This is a genomic window from Streptosporangium sp. NPDC020072, from assembly GCF_040631445.1.
In the GTDB taxonomy this organism is placed as follows: Bacteria; Actinomycetota; Actinomycetes; order Streptosporangiales; family Streptosporangiaceae; genus Streptosporangium.
Map to the genome: position 1 here is coordinate 248528 of NZ_JBEYAB010000010.1, position 16653 is coordinate 265180.

Annotated in this window: 19 protein-coding genes; 14 read left to right on the forward strand and 5 right to left on the reverse strand. The window is 70.3% G+C overall.

Features of this window, described 5'->3' with window-relative positions; all coding sequences use genetic code 11:
* Positions 1–158: 158 nt before the first annotated feature.
* The 3 genes from dapE (at position 159) to ABZ470_RS25205 (ending at position 2828) form a co-directional block, all read left to right on the forward strand.
* On the forward strand, positions 159–1223 hold the full coding sequence (gene dapE / locus ABZ470_RS25195; protein WP_362914223.1) for a succinyl-diaminopimelate desuccinylase: 1065 nt from the start codon (positions 159–161) through the stop codon (positions 1221–1223).
* Between the two features lie 182 nt (positions 1224–1405).
* Complete coding sequence (locus tag ABZ470_RS25200; protein WP_362914225.1) at positions 1406–2200, forward strand: TIGR00730 family Rossman fold protein; 795 nt, start codon at positions 1406–1408, stop codon at positions 2198–2200.
* 40 nt (positions 2201–2240) lie between these two features.
* Positions 2241–2828 carry a TIGR00730 family Rossman fold protein gene (locus tag ABZ470_RS25205; RefSeq protein WP_362914227.1) on the forward strand — a complete coding sequence of 196 codons (588 nt, stop codon included), beginning with the start codon at positions 2241–2243 and terminating at the stop codon, positions 2826–2828.
* Here the strand turns inward: ABZ470_RS25205 and ABZ470_RS25210 are convergent.
* A complete protein-coding gene (locus ABZ470_RS25210) occupies positions 2805–3104 on the reverse strand; it encodes a hypothetical protein (protein ID WP_362914229.1) in 300 nt (99 codons plus the stop codon). The two genes, ABZ470_RS25205 and ABZ470_RS25210, sit on opposite strands and share 24 nt — an antisense overlap.
* A 42-nt stretch (positions 3105–3146) precedes the next feature.
* Here ABZ470_RS25210 and ABZ470_RS25215 point away from each other — a divergent pair, with 42 nt between their 5' ends.
* From ABZ470_RS25215 to ABZ470_RS25230, 4 genes are all read left to right on the forward strand, one after another.
* Positions 3147–3938 carry a hypothetical protein gene (locus ABZ470_RS25215; RefSeq protein WP_362914231.1) on the forward strand — a complete coding sequence of 264 codons (792 nt, stop codon included), beginning with the start codon at positions 3147–3149 and terminating at the stop codon, positions 3936–3938.
* Entirely contained in the window at positions 3935–4480 is a 546-nt protein-coding gene (locus tag ABZ470_RS25220) for a DNA-3-methyladenine glycosylase I (RefSeq protein ID WP_352016544.1), read from the forward strand. Before ABZ470_RS25215 ends, ABZ470_RS25220 begins: the two co-directional genes overlap by 4 nt.
* Positions 4481–4858: 378 nt before the next feature.
* Complete coding sequence (locus ABZ470_RS25225) at positions 4859–5026, forward strand: DUF3117 domain-containing protein (RefSeq protein ID WP_012894793.1); 168 nt, start codon at positions 4859–4861, stop codon at positions 5024–5026.
* Positions 5027–5201: 175 nt separating this feature from the next.
* A complete protein-coding gene (locus tag ABZ470_RS25230; RefSeq protein ID WP_362914233.1) occupies positions 5202–6659 on the forward strand; it encodes a leucyl aminopeptidase in 1458 nt (485 codons plus the stop codon).
* 9 nt (positions 6660–6668) lie between these two features.
* On the opposite strand, the gene ABZ470_RS25235 is transcribed toward ABZ470_RS25230, so the two are convergent.
* Positions 6669–7319, reverse strand: coding sequence for an O-methyltransferase (locus tag ABZ470_RS25235; protein WP_362914235.1), 651 nt, complete (start codon positions 7317–7319; stop codon positions 6669–6671).
* 172 nt (positions 7320–7491) lie between these two features.
* Between ABZ470_RS25235 and sigE the strand changes: the two genes are divergently transcribed.
* The 5 genes from sigE to ABZ470_RS25260 all read left to right on the forward strand — a co-directional run bounded on the left by sigE (position 7492) and on the right by ABZ470_RS25260 (position 11941).
* Complete coding sequence (gene sigE, locus ABZ470_RS25240) at positions 7492–8124, forward strand: RNA polymerase sigma factor SigE (RefSeq protein WP_352016547.1); 633 nt, start codon at positions 7492–7494, stop codon at positions 8122–8124.
* A gap of 52 nt (positions 8125–8176) precedes the next feature.
* Positions 8177–8707 carry a zf-HC2 domain-containing protein gene (locus tag ABZ470_RS25245; RefSeq protein ID WP_352016548.1) on the forward strand — a complete coding sequence of 177 codons (531 nt, stop codon included), beginning with the start codon at positions 8177–8179 and terminating at the stop codon, positions 8705–8707.
* The gene (locus tag ABZ470_RS25250) at positions 8704–9729 is read left to right on the forward strand and encodes a sigma-E factor regulatory protein RseB domain-containing protein (RefSeq protein WP_362914237.1); all 1026 of its coding nucleotides are present in this window, start codon (positions 8704–8706) and stop codon (positions 9727–9729) included. The genes ABZ470_RS25245 and ABZ470_RS25250 overlap by 4 nt, the downstream gene beginning before the upstream one ends.
* A gap of 96 nt (positions 9730–9825) precedes the next feature.
* Positions 9826–11457 carry a trypsin-like peptidase domain-containing protein gene (locus ABZ470_RS25255; RefSeq protein ID WP_362914239.1) on the forward strand — a complete coding sequence of 544 codons (1632 nt, stop codon included), beginning with the start codon at positions 9826–9828 and terminating at the stop codon, positions 11455–11457.
* 106 nt (positions 11458–11563) lie between these two features.
* Positions 11564–11941, forward strand: a complete 378-nt coding sequence (locus ABZ470_RS25260; protein WP_362914241.1) for a sec-independent translocase — start codon at positions 11564–11566, stop codon at positions 11939–11941.
* 50 nt (positions 11942–11991) lie between these two features.
* Here ABZ470_RS25260 and ABZ470_RS25265 read toward each other — a convergent pair whose 3' ends face one another.
* Positions 11992–13134 (reverse strand): P-loop NTPase, encoded by a 1143-nt coding sequence (locus tag ABZ470_RS25265; protein ID WP_352016552.1) that lies wholly within the window; start codon positions 13132–13134, stop codon positions 11992–11994.
* Positions 13135–13356: 222 nt separating this feature from the next.
* Here ABZ470_RS25265 and ABZ470_RS25270 point away from each other — a divergent pair, with 222 nt between their 5' ends.
* Complete coding sequence (locus tag ABZ470_RS25270; protein WP_362914243.1) at positions 13357–13824, forward strand: MarR family transcriptional regulator; 468 nt, start codon at positions 13357–13359, stop codon at positions 13822–13824.
* A 4-nt stretch (positions 13825–13828) separates the two neighbouring features.
* Here the strand turns inward: ABZ470_RS25270 and ABZ470_RS25275 are convergent, their stop codons facing one another.
* Together ABZ470_RS25275 and ABZ470_RS25280 are read right to left on the reverse strand one after the other, a co-directional pair.
* Positions 13829–14314 (reverse strand): DUF1003 domain-containing protein, encoded by a 486-nt coding sequence (locus tag ABZ470_RS25275; RefSeq protein ID WP_352016554.1) that lies wholly within the window; start codon positions 14312–14314, stop codon positions 13829–13831.
* The gene (locus ABZ470_RS25280) at positions 14307–15548 is read right to left on the reverse strand and encodes a CBS domain-containing protein (protein WP_362914245.1); all 1242 of its coding nucleotides are present in this window, start codon (positions 15546–15548) and stop codon (positions 14307–14309) included. Before ABZ470_RS25280 ends, ABZ470_RS25275 begins: the two co-directional genes overlap by 8 nt.
* 118 nt (positions 15549–15666) lie before the next feature.
* Here ABZ470_RS25280 and ABZ470_RS25285 point away from each other — a divergent pair, with 118 nt between their 5' ends.
* Positions 15667–16623: a DMT family transporter gene (locus ABZ470_RS25285; RefSeq protein WP_362914247.1), complete on the forward strand. Its 957-nt coding sequence runs from the start codon at positions 15667–15669 to the stop codon at positions 16621–16623.
* The last annotated feature ends 30 nt before the right edge of the window (positions 16624–16653 follow it).

Consider the following 16653-nt stretch of genomic DNA (forward strand, 5'->3'; position numbering starts at 1 on the left):
CGCAGACAGCGGGAAGGCGACGGCACTTCCTGCGAACCCCCGGAGGAGCCGTCGCGCTCTGTTATCGTTTCACAGGTTTTGCGAACGGGATCGCCCTTCGTGACGGCGGACGGCCGGGTCCGGGGCGGCCGAAGACCGGCTGAGGATAGGGTCGCCGCATGAGTACGCGGCTGGACCTCACACAGGACGTCGGCGCGCTGACCGCGCGAATCGTGGACATCGAGTCGGTCAGCGGAGACGAGAAGGTCCTGGCGGACGCGGTCGAGGAGGCACTGCGGGCACTGCCGCACCTCCGTGTCGACCGTGACGGCGAGTCGATCGTGGCCAGGACCGGGCTCGGCCGGAGCGAGCGGGTGGTGATCGCGGGCCACATCGACACCGTCCCGGTCGCGGACAACCTGCCCAGCCACGTCGAGGACGGCCTGCTGTACGGCTGTGGCACCTCGGACATGAAGGCGGGCGTCGCGGTCGCGCTGAAGCTCGCCGCCGCGCTCGACGAGCCAGCCAGGGACGTCACCTACGTCTTCTACGACTGCGAGGAGATCGAGGCGGAGCGCAACGGCCTGCGCAGGCTCAGCCTCGACCACCCCGACTGGCTCACCGGCGACTTCGCCGTCCTCATGGAGCCGACCGACGGCGAGATCGAGGGCGGCTGCCAGGGCACGCTCAGGGCCGAGATCACCGTGCGGGGCAGGAGGGCGCACAGCGCCAGGTCGTGGCTCGGCGTCAACGCCGTGCACCGGGCCATGCCGGTGCTGGAGATCCTCAACGCCTACCAGGCCAGGCAGCCGGTCGTGGACGGGCTCGAATACCACGAGGGGCTCAACGCGGTGGCGATCCGCGGCGGCGTCGCGGGCAACGTGATTCCCGACGAGTGCGTGGTGACCGTCAACTACCGCTTCGCCCCCGATCTCTCCCTCGACGCCGCGCAGGAGCACGTGCGCGAGGTCTTCGACGGGTTCGAGCTCCGTTTCACCGACCTCGCCCCGGCCGCGAGTCCCGGGCTGACCGACCCGGTCGCCGGGGCCTTCGTCGCCGCGGTCGGCGGCACGCCCAGGGCCAAGCTCGGCTGGACCGACGTCTCGCTGTTCTCCGGGCTCGGGATTCCCGCGGTCAACTACGGTCCCGGCGACCCCAATCTGGCGCACCAGCGGGGGGAGTACGTCTCGCTGGAGAAGATCGCCGACTGTGAACGCAGGATGATCGGCTGGCTCCGCGGCTGAGCGCCGCACGGTACACGGGCACAAATGAAAGTGGCTTTCCTCGCCGGCCATTTGGCGGGGAAAGCCACTTTCAGTCCCGAGCAGCACCCTCGGCAGTTAGACGTGGCTCCGGAGAAATCCGGTTCCCGGTTTTCCCCCAGAATTTTCAAGATTTTTCCAGAAGCGGCGCTAGCGTGTTCGGCATGAAGAAGACACGCCCCGAACGCCGTCAGGGAGCCGCGGTCGTCCGCGGTGACCTGGTCTCCGACTCCACCCACGACCAGCGCCTTCTCGACCGCAGGGGCCCCGCCGACTGGCTGCACATGGACCCGTGGCGGGTTATGCGCATCCAGGCGGAGTTCGTCGAGGGATTCGGTCAGCTCGCCGAACTGCCCGAGGCGGTGACCGTCTTCGGGTCCGCGCGTACCCCGCAGGAGTCGTCGGACTACAAACTGGGCGTGGAGCTCGGCCGCAGGCTTTCCGAGGCGGGCTACGCCGTGATCACCGGTGGCGGTCCCGGCTGCATGGAGGCCGCAAACCGCGGTGCCAGGGAGGCGGGCGGCGTCTCCGTCGGCCTGGGCATCGAGCTGCCCTTCGAACAGCACATGAACGAATATGTGGACCTCGGCATCGAGTTCCGCTACTTCTTCGTACGCAAGACCATGTTCGTGAAGTACTCCCGCGGCTTCGTCGCGCTGCCCGGCGGCTTCGGCACGCTGGACGAGCTGTTCGAGGCGCTGACGCTGGTCCAGACGCGCAAGGTCACCTCCTTCCCCGTCGTGCTGCTCGGCACGGAGTTCTGGGGCGGCCTGTACGAGTGGATCAGGACGACCCTTGTGGACACCGGCAAGATCTCCCCGGTCGACCTCGACCTCATCCAGGTGACCGACGACGTGGACGAGGCCGTACGGATCATCGTCGAGGCCGACAGGGACCGGGCGAGCGGTCTCGGGAAGGGACAGCAGGCCGCGCGGAGCACGGTCGCCGACGCCGAATAAGGGTTTCCCCGCGATCCCGGGCCACGACTATGGTTCCGATGTGTTCATATGCGTTTTCCTGGCATCACACCGGAAGATCGACAGGAAGTACCTGACGCTGGCGGAGGAGGTCGGGGCCGAACTGGCCCGGCGCGGGCACACCCTGGTCAGCGGCGGGGCGACGGTCTCGTGCATGGGGGCGGTCGCCGGAGCGGTCAGGGCGGGCGGCGGCCGTACGGTCGGGGTGATCCCGCAGGCCCTGGTGGACGTCGAGGTCGCCGACCACGACTCCGACGAACTGGTCGTCACCACCGACATGCGTGAGCGCAAGGGGGTCATGGACGCCCGCTCGGACGCCTTCCTCGTGCTGCCCGGCGGCATCGGGACGCTGGAGGAGCTGTTCGAGATCTGGACGACCAGGACTCTGGGTCTCCACGACAGGCCGCTGGTGCTCCTCGACCCGTGGGGACTCTACGCGCCGCTGCGGAGCCTGGTCGAGGGCATGCACGCGGAGGGCTTCACCCGGCCCAACGTCTTCGACGCGATCTCCTGGACCACCACGGTCGAGGAGGCCTTCGAGCACCTGGAGAAGCGGACCAGGCACCTGGAGCCGGGCATCGAGGAGCTAGGCGAGGCCACGGCGGGTTAGCGCGGGGGGGCGCCGCCCGGCCAGCGACTCGGTCATCTCGACCGCGAGCCGTACCTGCTCGGGACGGTTGGTGCGGAACACCCTGGCTCCGGCCCACGCGCAGACGGAGGCCGCCGCGAGTTCGGCGGCCTCTCCGTCGTGTCCCGCGAGTTCGGCGGGCGTGACGACGACGGTGTGCCCGGCCCGGACGAACTTCTCGATCTCGGCGATCGATCTCGCCTCGGCCCAGGAGGAATCGCCCTGGTCGCCGGGGGTGAGCACCGTGAGAGCGGTCATGAGGCGATCCTAGATCAGTGGGAGTTGTGGCACGATTCGTATGTGCTGGTCGTACTCGCCCTCGCCGCCTTAGCCGTCATCGCCGCAGTCGTGGCGGTCTCCATGGGGCGGGGTGGTGAACTGGCCAGATTCGTCCCCGACGTCCCCCCGCTTGAGCTGCCCGAGCCGAAGAGACTCGGGGCCGCCGACTTCATGGCCCTGCAGCTGCCGGTGAGCGTGATCGGCTACAACACGCAGAGCGTCGACGAGACCCTCAACCGCGTGGTGAACGCGCTGAGCGAGCGTGACACCAGGATCGCGGTCCTCGAACAGCAGATCGCCGAACTGCTCGCGGGCAGGCTCCAGGCCCGCCACGACGCCGCCCTCACGGCCCCGCCGGTCATGCGTGAGGCCCTCCCCGGGCCCACGGACACGGTACGGCGCGCGGACCCCGAGTCCGAGGAGCCGCCGACGGCCGGAGAGACGGACACGGACGAGGTCGTGGACCCCGGGAAGGTTCAGGAAGCTCAGAAGGCTTCCGAAGCCGGCGAACCGGTGGAGACCGGGGAGGCGAACGCGCCCGAGAAGGTTCAGGAGCCGGACGAGCCCCAGGCCGTTCGGGAAGTTCAGGAGGCCGAAGAACCCGGGGAGGCCGCAGAGCCCCGGAAAGCCTCGGAGCCTCAGGAAACCGGGAAGCCCGCGGCCGAGGAAGCCGCCAAACCCGAGGAGCCCCTGGAAACCGTACGGTCCCCTGAGGAGTCCGCCGAGCCCGCCGAGAGCGCCGACAAGGACCCGGACGAGCAAGATGAGAAGGACAAGAAGCGGGAGAAGCAGGGCGTGAAGGAGGGCCGGTGACGGAACCGACACGTTGTGGCTGGGTGAGCTCCGCGCCCGAGTACATCGCCTACCACGACGAAGAGTGGGGCCGTCCGGTCACCGGTGACGACCGGGTGTTCGAGCGCCTGTGCCTTGAGGCCTTCCAGTCGGGTCTGTCGTGGATCACGATCCTTCGCAAGCGGGAGAACTTCCGGTCGGCCTTCGCCGATTTCTCCATCCCCGCCGTCGCGGCGTTCGGCGCGGCCGACGTCGAGCGGCTGCTCGCCGACACCGGCATCGTCCGCAACCGGGCCAAGATCGAGGCGGTCGTCGCGAACGCGCGGGCCGCGCTCGACGTCGACCTGTCCGACCTGATCTGGAAGCACGCCGATCCCGGCGCGCCCGTCCCCAGGACACTGGCGGACGTGCCTCCCCAGACGCCCGGGTCGAAGGCCCTCGCCAAGGAGCTCAAGGCGAACGGCTTCCGCTTCGTCGGCCCGACGACCGCCTACGCCCTGATGCAGGCCATCGGACTGGTCAACGACCATCTGGAGGACTGCTGGGTGCGGGGCACCTACTGACCTCGGACCTGACCCCGCCGAGCCGGAACGCCTTCCCGGCGACCCCCGGGCCGTTCAGTTGATCGTCTCGGTCCGGTAAATTCTCCGCGCCGCCACGCGCGCCCGTCCCGCCCGTTCCGGGACCGCTTCGTAACCTGCCACCTCTGTGGCCTGGTCAGGGAAGTGAGAGGTCCCGCGGACCGCGACGGCCCGGATGTCCGCGGGGCCGTCCCCGAGCGCGAAGGACGGTCTTGATTGCCCGATGAGTCGATGCTGGGGCTGATCGTTCCCATTCCGAGCGCGGAGACGGGATAATAGGACATCACAGAAGACGTGAATGCGTCGGCCACCCTCGGGTCAGTCGGAGATCCGGAGCCCGAAGCAGGAAGGGATACACGCATGGCGGCTATGAAGCCGAGGACCGGTGATGGTCCGCTGGAGGTCGTCAAGGAAGGCAGGGGCATCGTCATGCGGGTTCCCCTTGAGGGTGGCGGCCGGCTCGTCGTCGAGCTCTCGGCGGACGAGGCCAGCGCCCTTGGCGAAGAGTTGAAGAAGGTCGTCGTCTGATCCCGGCCTGAGACCAGCGGTGACGCCGGGCCCCGACTCGATCTCGTTCGCGGAGCACGACAGCCACTGCGGCCCGTGCGCCCCCGATCGACGAACACGGCCCTGGCCACCGGACCGCCGGAGCGCGGCTCGTGCCAGGGCCGCGGTGTCCCCCGGCTGATGACTGGAGTTCCACATGCCCATCTCTCCGTACACCCTGCTCACCGGTGCCCCTTCGGAACCCGGGGCCGCCGTCCCGGCGAGGGTGCCGCCGCTCGGGGAGGCAGGGCTGCTCGCTGTACCCTTCTCCGCCGACCGCGCGCCCGAGGTGGAGCTGCCACTGCCCGTCGAGGCCCTGCTGGCGCACTACGAGGCCAAGGGCGAGGCCGGTGAGGTCGTCGAGGTCCCGGTGGCCAACGGCGACGGCGTCGGCCGGGTGCTGCTCTACGGGGTCGGCGACGGCTCGGCGGGCGCGCTGCGCAAGGCCGGCGCCACGGTCGTACGGCGGGGCAGGGGCAGGTCCTCCATCAGGGTCGTGCTGCCGGAGGGGCCGGTGGCAGCGTTCGTCGAGGGCGCGCTGCTGGCCACCTACACCTTCAGGATCGGCGAGACCAGGTCCGCCCCCGCGGCCCTGGTCGAGCTCGTCGGCGACGGCGTCGAGGCCGAGGTCGCCAGGGGTGCCGTGGTCGCAGAGGCCGTCTCGTTCGCCAGGGACCTGGCCAACACCCCGGCCTCGATCAAGACGCCGCAGTGGCTCGCCGAGCGCGCGACGGAGCGCGCCGAGGCGGCCGGGGGCGTCGACGTGAAGGTGTGGGACGAGCGCGAGCTGCGCGCCGAGGGCTTCGGCGGCATCCTGGCGGTCGGTCAGGGTTCGGTCAGCCCGCCGCGCCTGGTCCGGCTCTCCTACAGCCCGCAGGGCGCAACCAGGCACGTCGTCCTGGTCGGCAAGGGCATCACCTTCGACACCGGCGGCCTGTCCCTGAAGCCGAGCGACGGCATGAAGTTCATGAAGACCGACATGGCGGGCGCCGCGACCGTCATCGCGGCCGTCGCCGCGCTCGCCGCACTGGGCGCGCGGGTGCGGGTCACCGCCCTGGTCGCCGCCGCGGAGAACGCCTTCTCCGGTACGGCCCAGCGCCCCTCCGACGTGATCACCCAGTACGGCGGGCGGACCGTCGAGGTGCTCAACACCGACGCGGAGGGCCGGCTGGTGATGGCCGACGCGCTGGCCTACGCCGACGCCGAGCTTGACCCGGACGTCATGGTGGACGTCGCGACGCTCACCGGCGCGATCAGTGTGGCCCTGGGCAAGGACGTGGGGGCCGTCTTCGCCTCCGACGACGCCCTGGCGGCCGAGCTGACCGAGGCGGGCACGCAGGCGGGGGAGCGGCTGTGGCGGATGCCGCTCATCGAGGACTACTCTCCGGCGCTGGAGTCGAGTGTGGCGGACCTGGCCAACATCGAGGCCGGATCGACCTACGGCGCCGGTTCCATCACGGCGGCGCTGTTCCTGCGTGAGTTCACCGGCGGGCGGCCGTGGGCGCACCTGGACATCGCGGGCGTCGGCAGGAGCACCGCGGACGAGGGCTTCCTCAGCAAGGGCGCCACCGGCTACGGCGTGCGCCTGCTGCTCGACTGGCTGACCAGGAGCTGAGCCGGGCGGCTAGGAGCCGAGTTTGACGGCGGCCAGGACGCCGTCGCCGAGAGGGATCATCAGGGGGCGCAGTCGTTCGTCACCGCGGACCAGCTTGCCCAGCTCCCGCAGGGCCACGACGTCCGGGTCACGCCGGGTGGGGTCGGTCACCCTGTGCTGCCACAGCGCGCTGTCGAAGATCACGATGCCGCCGACACGCAGCAGGCGGACCGCCTCGGCCAGGTAGTCGGCGTACTCCTGCTTGGCTCCGTCGCAGAAGACCAGGTCGTAGCCGCCGTCGGACAGACGAGGCAGCACGTCCAGGGCCCGTCCCGTGATGAGGCGGGTCCTGCCGCCGGGGAAGCCCGCCTGGGCGAAACTCTGCCGGGCGAGGCGCTGGTACTCCGGCTCGACGTCCACGCTGGTGAGCGTGCCGTCCTGGCGCATGCCGCGCAGCAGCCACAGCCCGGACACACCGCATCCCGTGCCGACCTCCACGACGGCCTTGGCGTTGGTGGCCGAGGCGAGGAAACAGAGCGCGGCGCCGGTGCCGGGCGGGATGGGGGTGACCCCGACCTCCGCGGCGCGTCGGCGCGCCTCCCAGAGGATCTCGTCCTCCCGGTGGAATTCCTCGGCATAGGCCAGAGCGGCCTCCAACGGACTTGTCGGCGTCTCTGCCATCGGCCTCTCCTTCCCGCTTTCTCCGTACAGAGCCATATAGGGACTGGGTCGCAGCCTAGGGGAGCCAAGCCCGATCGGGAACTCATGTCATGCCTGGTGCGTTGCACGGTTTAAGCGGCCTTTGCCGGTCCTGAGGGTAGTGAGTGCGCACGAAGGGACGAAACCAGGCACTATGGCGATAGCGGTGGTCCCGGAGAGAGGAGTGCTGGTGGACGAGTTCGACCACCAGACGGATACTCCCGTGTCTGAATGGACACCTCCCACCTGGGAGGAGGTGGTTCGGACCCATTCGGCGCGTGTCTACAGGCTGGCCTATCGGCTGACCGGTAACGTCCACGACGCCGAGGACCTCACACAGGAGGTCTTCGTCCGGGTCTTCAGGTCCCTGTCGAACTACACTCCGGGGACCTTCGAGGGCTGGCTGCACCGCATCACCACCAACCTGTTCCTCGACATGGCGCGGCGCAAGCAGCGCATCAGGTTCGAGGGCCTGGCGGACGACGCGGCGGAACGGCTGCGTGGCCGTGAGCCGTCCCCCGCCCAGGTGTACGACGACACCCATCTCGAACCCGACATCCAGGCGGCACTCGACGCGCTCGCGCCCGAGTTCCGCGCGGCCGTCGTTCTGTGTGACATCGAGGGGCTGTCCTACGAGGAGATCGCCGCGACACTCGGCGTGAAGCTCGGCACGGTCCGCAGCCGTATCCACCGTGGCCGGGCTCAGCTGCGTGACGCGCTGGAACACCGCGCGCCCCGCGGAGATCAACTCCCCCCGACCATCACCCGCGGGGAGGAACTCGCATGAGAAGCCGCAGTTATGACGAATGTCACGACGAGCCGCTTGGCAAGGAGTGGTCATGAGTCATCTTGGAGAACGTGTTTCCGCGCTGGTCGACGGCGAGCTGAACCACCACGAGCGTGACCGGGCGCTGTCCCACCTCGCCTTCTGCGCCTCCTGCAGGGCCGAGGTGGAGGCCATGCGGGCGCTGAAGAGCCGCCTGAGGTCGCTCGACGGGCCCGCGATGCCCGCCGACCTGACGATGTCCCTGCTGCGGATGGCCGACCCCGGCGACCCGCTACCGCCGCGTGAGCGGCCTTTTCCCAGCGGTTCACGGACCTTCGGCGGGGCGCCGATCCCCGGCATGCACACCGTCGCGCCGCCGGACAACCGGCCGCGCGGGCGGGCCGCGTCGACGCGCCGTGCCCGCAGGGTCGGCTACGTCGCGGTCGGCGTCGCCTCCGCGGCGGTCGCCATCGGCACGCTGTTCGTCGTCGGCGGTCCCGACCCCGGCCCGCGTGTGCCTCCGGTCGACATGTTCGCCAACCAGCACAGGAACACCGCCCCGTACGGAGGCTCGGCGACTCCGAGCTTCTCGCCGACTCCGTGATCCGGCTGCCCGCCTGCCTGGCCGTGGTGGTCGCCATGGTGCTGGGCCTGGTGGCGGGCAGCCCGGCGCGAGCCGTACAGCAGTCTGTGCAGCAGGGCGAGCGCGACGAGGACACGGGCCTGCGGCTGCTGCGTGAGGCGGCCGCCGCGGCCAGGGGGCGCGGTTACTCGGGCACCCAGTACGTCACGACCTGGGGCCGTTCCGGGTCCTTCTCCTCCATGGTCGAGGTCCGCAACGTCCCCGGGCGCGGCCTGTCGGTGAGTTCACGCCCCTCGGGTACGGCGGGCTGGGTCGACCCCGGCACCCCCGCGGGGAGCATGGCCGCCCCCTCGGAGACGATGCTTGAGGTGCTGGCCCGCAACTACCGGGTGGTCGACGCGGGCAGGACCCGTACCGGCGGACGTGCCGCCCGCCTGGTGGACGTCCTGCGCACGGACGGCACGCCCGCGGCGCGTTACTGGCTGGACGAGTCGGGGGGCCTGGCGCTGCGCCGTGAGTTGTTCGACGGCCGGGGCCGGACCGTCCACGTGGGCGGCTTCCTCGACCTGACCCTCGATCCGGTTGCGCGTGGGAGCGTCGTCCCCGTGCCGCCTCCGGGCGGGCTCGACCTGGGCGAGGTGCCCGAGCTCCTGGACCGGGGGTGGCGTTTCCCCGCCGAGTTGCCCGGTCACCTTGAGCTGTTCGCGGCGCACACCGCACCTGCCGGATACTTGTATCTGGGATATTCGGATGGGTTGTCGGTCGTGTCGGTTTTCGTGGACTCTGGTGTGCTTGATGGGGAAAAGCTCCGTGGGTGGCATGCCCAGCGTCATGACGGGCATACGATCTGGATGCGGAACTCAGCCGAGCAGGGGACGATCTGGGCCAGTGGGGACCATGTCTACACCGTCTTCGCGGACGCTCCGGCCGACACGGTCGACGCCGCGGTCGCGGCACTGCCCCACGAACCCGCCCCGAACCTGTGGAACCGGCTGGGCAGAGGAGCCCACCGCCTGCTTTCCTGGGTCAATCCCTTCGGATAGGGCGCGTTTTACGTCTCTCGTATGCCGTTCAGGGGAAGATTGCCGGGTGCCCCCCGGTGAGTTGCCTCATGCGAGGCGAGGAGTGGTGAACATTCGATGACCGACGAGAACCGTACCCACGAGGCGGACGACGCCGAGGGGCGTACGCAGTCGGGCCTCACCGACGACAGAGGCGGTGCAGGCGCGACCTCGGAGTTCTCCAGGCCGGAGTTCCTGCCCGCAGGGCAGACGCCTCCCTCGCCGGTGGACCGGTCCCACGGAGTCCAGGGCTCCCAGGGGTACGGCGAGGGCTGGAGCCAGCTCGGTGAGCCCCCGGGGCGTGCCCGCTGGGGCGCCCGGGAGCCCGAGGGGCCCGGATACGAGGACTGGACCGGGCGTCAGGCCGCGCCTCCCGCCAACGGCGGCTGGGGAGACCCGTCGGGCAGGACCTACCGCGACACCGCGGTCTTCGCCGCCCCCGGGGGCTTTCCGGGGAACCAGCCGCCCCCGCCGTCGCGGGCGCACGGCCTCGGGCTGGGCTGGGCACCGCCGCCCGCGCCTCCGGTCCCCGGTGGGCCGGGGCCGTACGACGGGACCTTCGGCGGGTCGGCCGTCACCGAGCGGCGTGGCCCGCGCACCGGCACGCTGGCCGTACTGGCCGTGCTGATCGCGCTGCTGGCCTCCGCGGCGGGCAGCTTCGGCACCTACCTGCTCACCCGCCCGGCCAACTCCGACCTCGACCCGTCCTACCGGCTGGGGACGGCGCCGAGCGGCTCCAACTCCAGGGCCCCCGAGTCGATCGCGGGCGTGGCCTCCAAGGTCCTGCCCAGCGTGGTCTCGCTGTCGGTCAACGCGGGCACGAGCGCGAGCACCGGCTCCGGCTTCCTGATCAAGGGCGGTTACGTGGTGACCAACAACCACGTGGTCGCCGGGGCCGAGCCGAACAACAGCCAGATCCAGATCCAGTTCAGCAACCGCAAGTCGACCTCCGCCCACGTCGTAGGCCGCGACCCGGAGTCCGACCTCGCGGTGGTCAAGCCGGACGAGACCTTCGGCGCCCCGGAGATCGCCCTCGGCAACTCCGACAACGTGGTCGTCGGCGACCCGGTCGTCGCCATCGGCTCCCCGCTCGGCCTGACCGGGACCGTCACCTCGGGCATCGTCAGCGCCCTCAACCGTCCCGTCCAGGCCGGTGAGGAGAACAGCACCGACACGACCTGGCTGAGCGCCATCCAGACCGACGCGGCCATCAACCCCGGTAACTCGGGCGGACCGCTGGTCAACTCGGCGGGTGAGGTGGTCGGCGTCAACTCGGCGATCGCCACCCTCGGCAGGTCGGTCGGCGGCCAGAGCGGCAGCATCGGCCTCGGCTTCGCCATCCCGGTCAACCACGCCCGCAGGGTCGCCGAGGAGCTGATCACCACCGGCACCGCGAAGAAGTCCCGGATCGGCGTCACCATCGACCAGTCCTACCAGGGCGCGGGCGTCCGCATCGACACCGAGGTCAGGGGCGCCACCAAGCCCGTCGAGCCCGAGGGGCCGGCCGACAAGGCCGGGCTCAAGCCCGGGGACATCATCACCGAGGTCAACGGCATCGTGCTGCAGGACGGCTACGAGCTGATCGCGCTGATCCGCAACAAGGCGCCGGGGGAGAGGCTGACGGTGAAGTTCCAGCGCGGCGGCCAGGAGAAGACGGTCGTCGTGACCGTCGGTGCCGCGTCCCCGCAGCCCACGCCCAGTCCCTCATGATCGATGGAGGGGCTGGTGCGGGCACGGGTCGTGGGCATTAGTCTGGAAAAGGCTCCGGGCGTGTGCCCGGAGCGCCGCCTTGGTGTCATCCCGCTAGGAGATCACGGTGTTCGGACTCGGCTGGCCTGAGATCTTGGCGCTTGTGGTCATCGCGCTCCTCGTCTTCGGGCCGGACAAGCTGCCCCAGGCGGCCGCGCAGGCGGGCAAGACGCTGCGTTCCCTGCGGCAGATGGCCAACAACGCCAAGCAGGACCTGCAGGACGGTCTCGGGCCGGAGTTCGCCAACTTCGACCCGACCGACCTGAACCCGAAGAACTTCGTCCGCAAGCACCTCACCGGTGACCTGGAGGACGAGTGGCGCAGCGCCACGGCGGGCGTCGCCGGAGGGGCCGCCGTCTCCGGCCGCACGGGGACCGACGTCCTGGACGACTTCGACGAACTGGGGTACGGCGAGCTCCCGCCCTACGACTCCGAGGCCACCTGACCTCTCGGTGACCCCGCAGTGACCTCTTGGGGCCCGCCGTACGTCCCGCTCTAGCGGCCCCTGGTCGGGGAGATGCCGAGCTGCATGCCCTTGAGGCTGTTCGACCTCCTGCTCAGGCCCGAGGCGATCTTGATCAGCTCGGCGGCGGCCGGGGCGTCGGGGTCGGTCAGCACGAGCGGCTTGCCCTCGTCGCCGCCCTCGCGAAGCCGCATGTCGATCGGCACCTGGCCGAGCAGCGGCACACGGGCGCCGAGGGTGCGGGTGAGCGCGTCGGCGACCGTCTGGCCACCGCCCTCGCCGAAGACGGCGATCCGCTCGTCACAGTGCGGGCACGGCAGCCAGGCCATGTTCTCGATGACGCCCGCGATCTGCTGGTGGGTCTGCACGGCGATCGAACCGGCGCGCTCGGCCACCTCGGCGGCGGCCTGCTGCGGGGTCGTCACCACGAGGATCTCGGCAGAGGGCATCCGCTGCGCCACCGAGATCGCGATGTCACCGGTGCCGGGGGGCAGGTCCATCAGCAGGACGTCGAGGTCGCCCCAGAAGACATCGGCGAGGAACTGGTGCAGCGCCCTGTCCAGCATCGGGCCGCGCCACACCACCGGGGTGTTGCCCTCCGGCTTGAACATGCCGACCGAGATGACCTTGATGTCATGCGCGACCGGCGGCATGATCATGTCTTCGACCTTGGTCGGGCGGTCGGAGACGCCGAGCATGCGGGGCACGCTGTGGCCGTAGATGTCGGCGTCCACGACACCGACCTTCAGGCCGCCGGCGGCCATCGCGGCGGCGAGGTTGACGGTCACCGAGGACTTGCCGACTCCGCCCTTGCCCGAGGCGACCGCGAACACCCGGGTCAGGGAACCGGCCTGGGCGAAGGGGATCTCCTTCTCCGGCCCCCGGTTGCCGCGCAGCTTCGTCTGGAGCGACTTGCGCTGCTCGGTGCTCATGACGTCCATCTCGACCTGGACGCCGGTCACCCCTTCGACCTTGGAGACGGCCGTGGTGACGTCGCGTGTGATGGTGTCACGCATGGGACAGCCGGACACGGTGAGGTAGATTCCGACGCGCACCACCCCCTCTGGGGAGATGTCGACGCTCTTGACCATGTCGAGTTCGGTGATCGGCCGACGGATCTCAGGGTCGTTGACGGTCGCCAGCGCGGCCGTGACCAGTTCCGGGGTAGGTGCCATCGAAGTGTCGGCAACGGGCGTCGCGATGAGGCGGCGGGGCTGCCGTCCCTCCTTGTCTATTGTCGTCCAGGCGTTTCACGGACAGTTCGTGCCGCTCCCGGCTGAGAGTGGGAGGGGTCACGGACCCATGGTATGAACCGGGAGTTGACGCCGGGAATTCCGGGCTCCCGCACCCGGGTGATCCCCTATGTAGGTGCGCGTGCAACAGTCTAAGGTTACTGCGTGACCGTTACGGCGGACGAGCCGAAGGAGGCCGTCAGTTCAGAGGAACTGGTGGTCTGGAGGGTGCTGCAACGCGTCCAGGCGCGTGTCACCCGGGCACTGGAGACCGAACTGCTCGTCGGTCACGACCTCGCCCTGGCCTCCTACGACGTGCTCTCCCATCTGGCGGAGGCGCCGGAGGGCAGACTGCGCATGAACGACCTGGCCGAGCGGGTCCTGCTCTCCCGCAGCGGCCTGACCCGGTTGATCGACCGCCTCCAGCGTGACGGCCTGGTCGACCGCGAGGCCTGTCCCAGCGACGCGCGTGGCCTGTTCGCGGTGCTCACCGAGGCCGGTGGCGTACGGCTGGCGCAGGCGCGGCCCACCTATCTGCGGGGCATCCGCGCCCAGCTCCTCGACACCCTGGGCCCTGAGGAACTGCGCCGGTGCGCCTCGATCCTGACCGAGCTCTTCCCCGCGGACGACTGATCTCTCAGAGGAGGTCGTTCGCCGGGGGCCGGGGCTGCTGGAGGTCCTCCAGCAGGCGCTGGAGTTCGGAGCGGACGTAGTCGCGGGTGGCCACGTCGCCAAGGGCGATCCTCAGGGCCGCGATCTCCCGGGTCAGGTACTCCAGGTCTGCCTGGTTGCGTTCGGCCGCGGCCCGGTCTATGTCGGTCTGGACGCGGTCCCGGTCGTCCTGCCGGTTCTGGGCGAGCAGGATCAGCGGCGCCGCGTAGGAGGCCTGGAGCGAGAGCATCAGGGTGAGGAAGATGAACGGGTAGGGGTCGAACCTCCCCTCGCCCGGCACCAGGGCGTTCCACACCACCCAAACTCCGACGAAGACGGTCATGTAGACGAGGAACCTGGCGGTGCCGAGGAAACGCGCGATGCGTTCGGACAGCTTCCCGAAGGCCTCGGGGTCGTAGTGCGCGCGCAGACGCAGGCCCTGCTGTCTCGGCTGGTCGAGACGGTCAACCATGTTCGGCTCCCGGTTCGTGGTTGCGCTCCCGCCAGTCTTCGGGCAGCAGGTGGTCGAGAACGTCGTCCACGGTGACGGCGCCGACCAGACGGCCGAGCTCGTCCACCACGGGCACCGCCATCAGGTTGTAGGTGGCCATGTAGGAGGCCACCTGGTTGAGTGTGAACTCGGGCCTGATCGGGTCGAGCGAGCTGTCCACGACCCCGCCGAGCAGCGTCGAGGGAGGCTCGCGCAGCAGCCGCTGGAAGTGCGCCAGCCCGAGGAAGCGGCCGGTCGGGGTCTCGATGGGCGGCCTGGCCACGTAGACCTGCGCGGCCACGGAGGGCGTGACCTCCCGCTGGCGGATGTGGGCGAGCGCCTCGGCGACGGTCGCGCTCGGCGGGAGCACCACGGGTTCGCTGGTCATCATGCCGCCCGCGGTGTCCTCCGGGTAGATCAGCAGCCGCCGGATGGGGGCGGCCTCCTCGGGCTCCATCAGCGCCATCAGGGCCTCGGCCTGTTCGGCCGGGAGGTCCTGGAGCAGGTCGGCCGCGTCGTCGGGGTTCATCTCCTCAAGGACGTCCGCGGCGCGCCGGGGGGTGAGCCTGCCCAGGATGCCGATCTGGTCCCGTTCCGGGAGCTCTTCGAGCACGTCGGCGAGCCGTACGTCGTCGAGGGCGGCGGCGACCTCGGTGCGGCGTTTGGCGGGCAGTTCGTGCAGCGCGCCGGCCAGGTCGGCGGCGCGCATCGTCTCGAAGGCGACCAGCAGGCCGGCCGCGCCCTGGTCCTTCTGCACCGCGCTGAAACCACTGACCTCGGCCCAGTCGACGATCCTGGCCGGGCCGCGCCGCCGCAGGCCGAGGCCCTGGCCCACCCTGACGACGGCGACCTTGGTGATGAGCCACTCGGCGCGTCTGACCTGCTCCATGGCCAGGTCCAGGACGGTCACACGTTCGCCCTCGACCTGCACCTCCAGGTCGAGCATCTGGCCGATGACCAGGCTCTCAGTGGCCCGCTGCTCGAAGCGCCGCACGTTGATCTGGCCGCTGAAGACGACGGAGCCCGCCTCGATGCCGCGGACCCTGGTGATCGGCAGGAAGACCCGCCGCCTGGGCTGCACCTCGACGACGAGGCCGTGCACGCGTGGGGGAGCGGCGCCCGCGAACGCCACCACGACGTCCCTCACCCGCCCGATCTGGTCACCCACCGGGTCGAAGACCGGGGTTCCCGCGAGTCGCGCGATGAAGATCTTCACATTTGCAGGGTAGGTCGCCTTCTCGCCGGGGCGGTTCAAGGCTCGCTCACATTTCGGACGTCCCCTTGCTGTGCGCATATCCGATATGTCAGCATCAAAGCATGCGAACGGTAGTTACATGGGTGGTGAATCCGTGCGGCGTGACGGTCTGCTGATCGCCTTCGCGTCGTCCTGGTGTTTCGCGTTCTCCGGGCCGATGGCCAAATATCTCGGCGCGGCCGGGCTGTCCCCTCTTGAGGCCGTCTGGGTGCGGATGGCCGGAGCCGGGCTGCTGCTCACCGGGGTACTGGCGCTCCTGCGGCCCGCCGCGCTGCGCATCCCACGCTCCCGGCTGCCGCTCTTCGTGGCCTACGCGGTCGTCGCGGTGGCCGGGGTGCAGGCGCTGTACTTCGCGGCGATCACCAGGCTGCCGGTCGGCGTCACCCTGCTCATCGAGTTCACCGCCCCGGTGCTGGTCGTGCTCTGGGTGCGCTTCGTCCGCCGGGTACGGCTGCCGCGCGCCGCCTTCGTCGGCGCCGTGGTCGCGGTCGTCGGCCTCGGCATCGTGGTCGAGGTGTGGTCGGGCATGGCCCTGGACCCGTTCGGACTGCTGCTCGCCTTCGGCGCCGCCGCCTGCTGCACGGGCTACTTCCTGCTCAGCGACGGCTTCGGCGGGGACGTCGACCCGCTCGGCCTGATCGCCTGGGGCCTGGTCGGCGCGGCGATCGTGCTCGTGCCGGTCTCCCAGCCGTGGAACATCCCGTGGCGGGCCTTCGGCCAGGTCGTCGCCCCCGCAGGAGGCCACCCCCTGCCCGTGCTGGCCGCGGCGCTGTGGATGATCCTCATCGCGACCGTCGCCGCCTACATCCTCGGTGTCACCGCGGTACGCCGCCTGTCGGCCGCCGTCGGTTCGACGGTCGCCTCGCTTGAGGTCATCGCCGGGGCGATCATCGCCTGGGTGCTGGTCGGTGAGGCGCTCGGCCCCTTCCAGATCGTCGGCGGTCTCATCGTCCTGTTCGGCGCCTACCTGGCCCAGCGCGCCACCGCGGCCCTGCCCGTCCCCGTCGAGGCCGGGGAACCGGCCAGGGTCGGCTGAGGCCGCGGGTTCCAGGCGGGCCTCAGCCGG

Coding starts and splice junctions, on each gene's coding strand:
- dapE (WP_362914223.1), top strand. CDS start 159: ATGAGTACGCGGCTGGACCTCACACAGGACGTCGGCGCGCTGACCGCG.
- ABZ470_RS25200 (WP_362914225.1), top strand. CDS start 1,406: ATGAAGAAGACACGCCCCGAACGCCGTCAGGGAGCCGCGGTCGTCCGC.
- ABZ470_RS25210 (WP_362914229.1), bottom strand. CDS start 3,104: ATGACCGCTCTCACGGTGCTCACCCCCGGCGACCAGGGCGATTCCTCC.
- ABZ470_RS25225 (WP_012894793.1), top strand. CDS start 4,859: ATGGCGGCTATGAAGCCGAGGACCGGTGATGGTCCGCTGGAGGTCGTC.
- ABZ470_RS25230 (WP_362914233.1), top strand. CDS start 5,202: ATGCCCATCTCTCCGTACACCCTGCTCACCGGTGCCCCTTCGGAACCC.
- ABZ470_RS25235 (WP_362914235.1), bottom strand. CDS start 7,319: ATGGCAGAGACGCCGACAAGTCCGTTGGAGGCCGCTCTGGCCTATGCC.
- sigE (WP_352016547.1), top strand. CDS start 7,492: ATGGCGATAGCGGTGGTCCCGGAGAGAGGAGTGCTGGTGGACGAGTTC.
- ABZ470_RS25245 (WP_352016548.1), top strand. CDS start 8,177: ATGAGTCATCTTGGAGAACGTGTTTCCGCGCTGGTCGACGGCGAGCTG.
- ABZ470_RS25255 (WP_362914239.1), top strand. CDS start 9,826: ATGACCGACGAGAACCGTACCCACGAGGCGGACGACGCCGAGGGGCGT.
- ABZ470_RS25265 (WP_352016552.1), bottom strand. CDS start 13,134: ATGGCACCTACCCCGGAACTGGTCACGGCCGCGCTGGCGACCGTCAAC.
- ABZ470_RS25275 (WP_352016554.1), bottom strand. CDS start 14,314: ATGGTTGACCGTCTCGACCAGCCGAGACAGCAGGGCCTGCGTCTGCGC.
- ABZ470_RS25285 (WP_362914247.1), top strand. CDS start 15,667: ATGGGTGGTGAATCCGTGCGGCGTGACGGTCTGCTGATCGCCTTCGCG.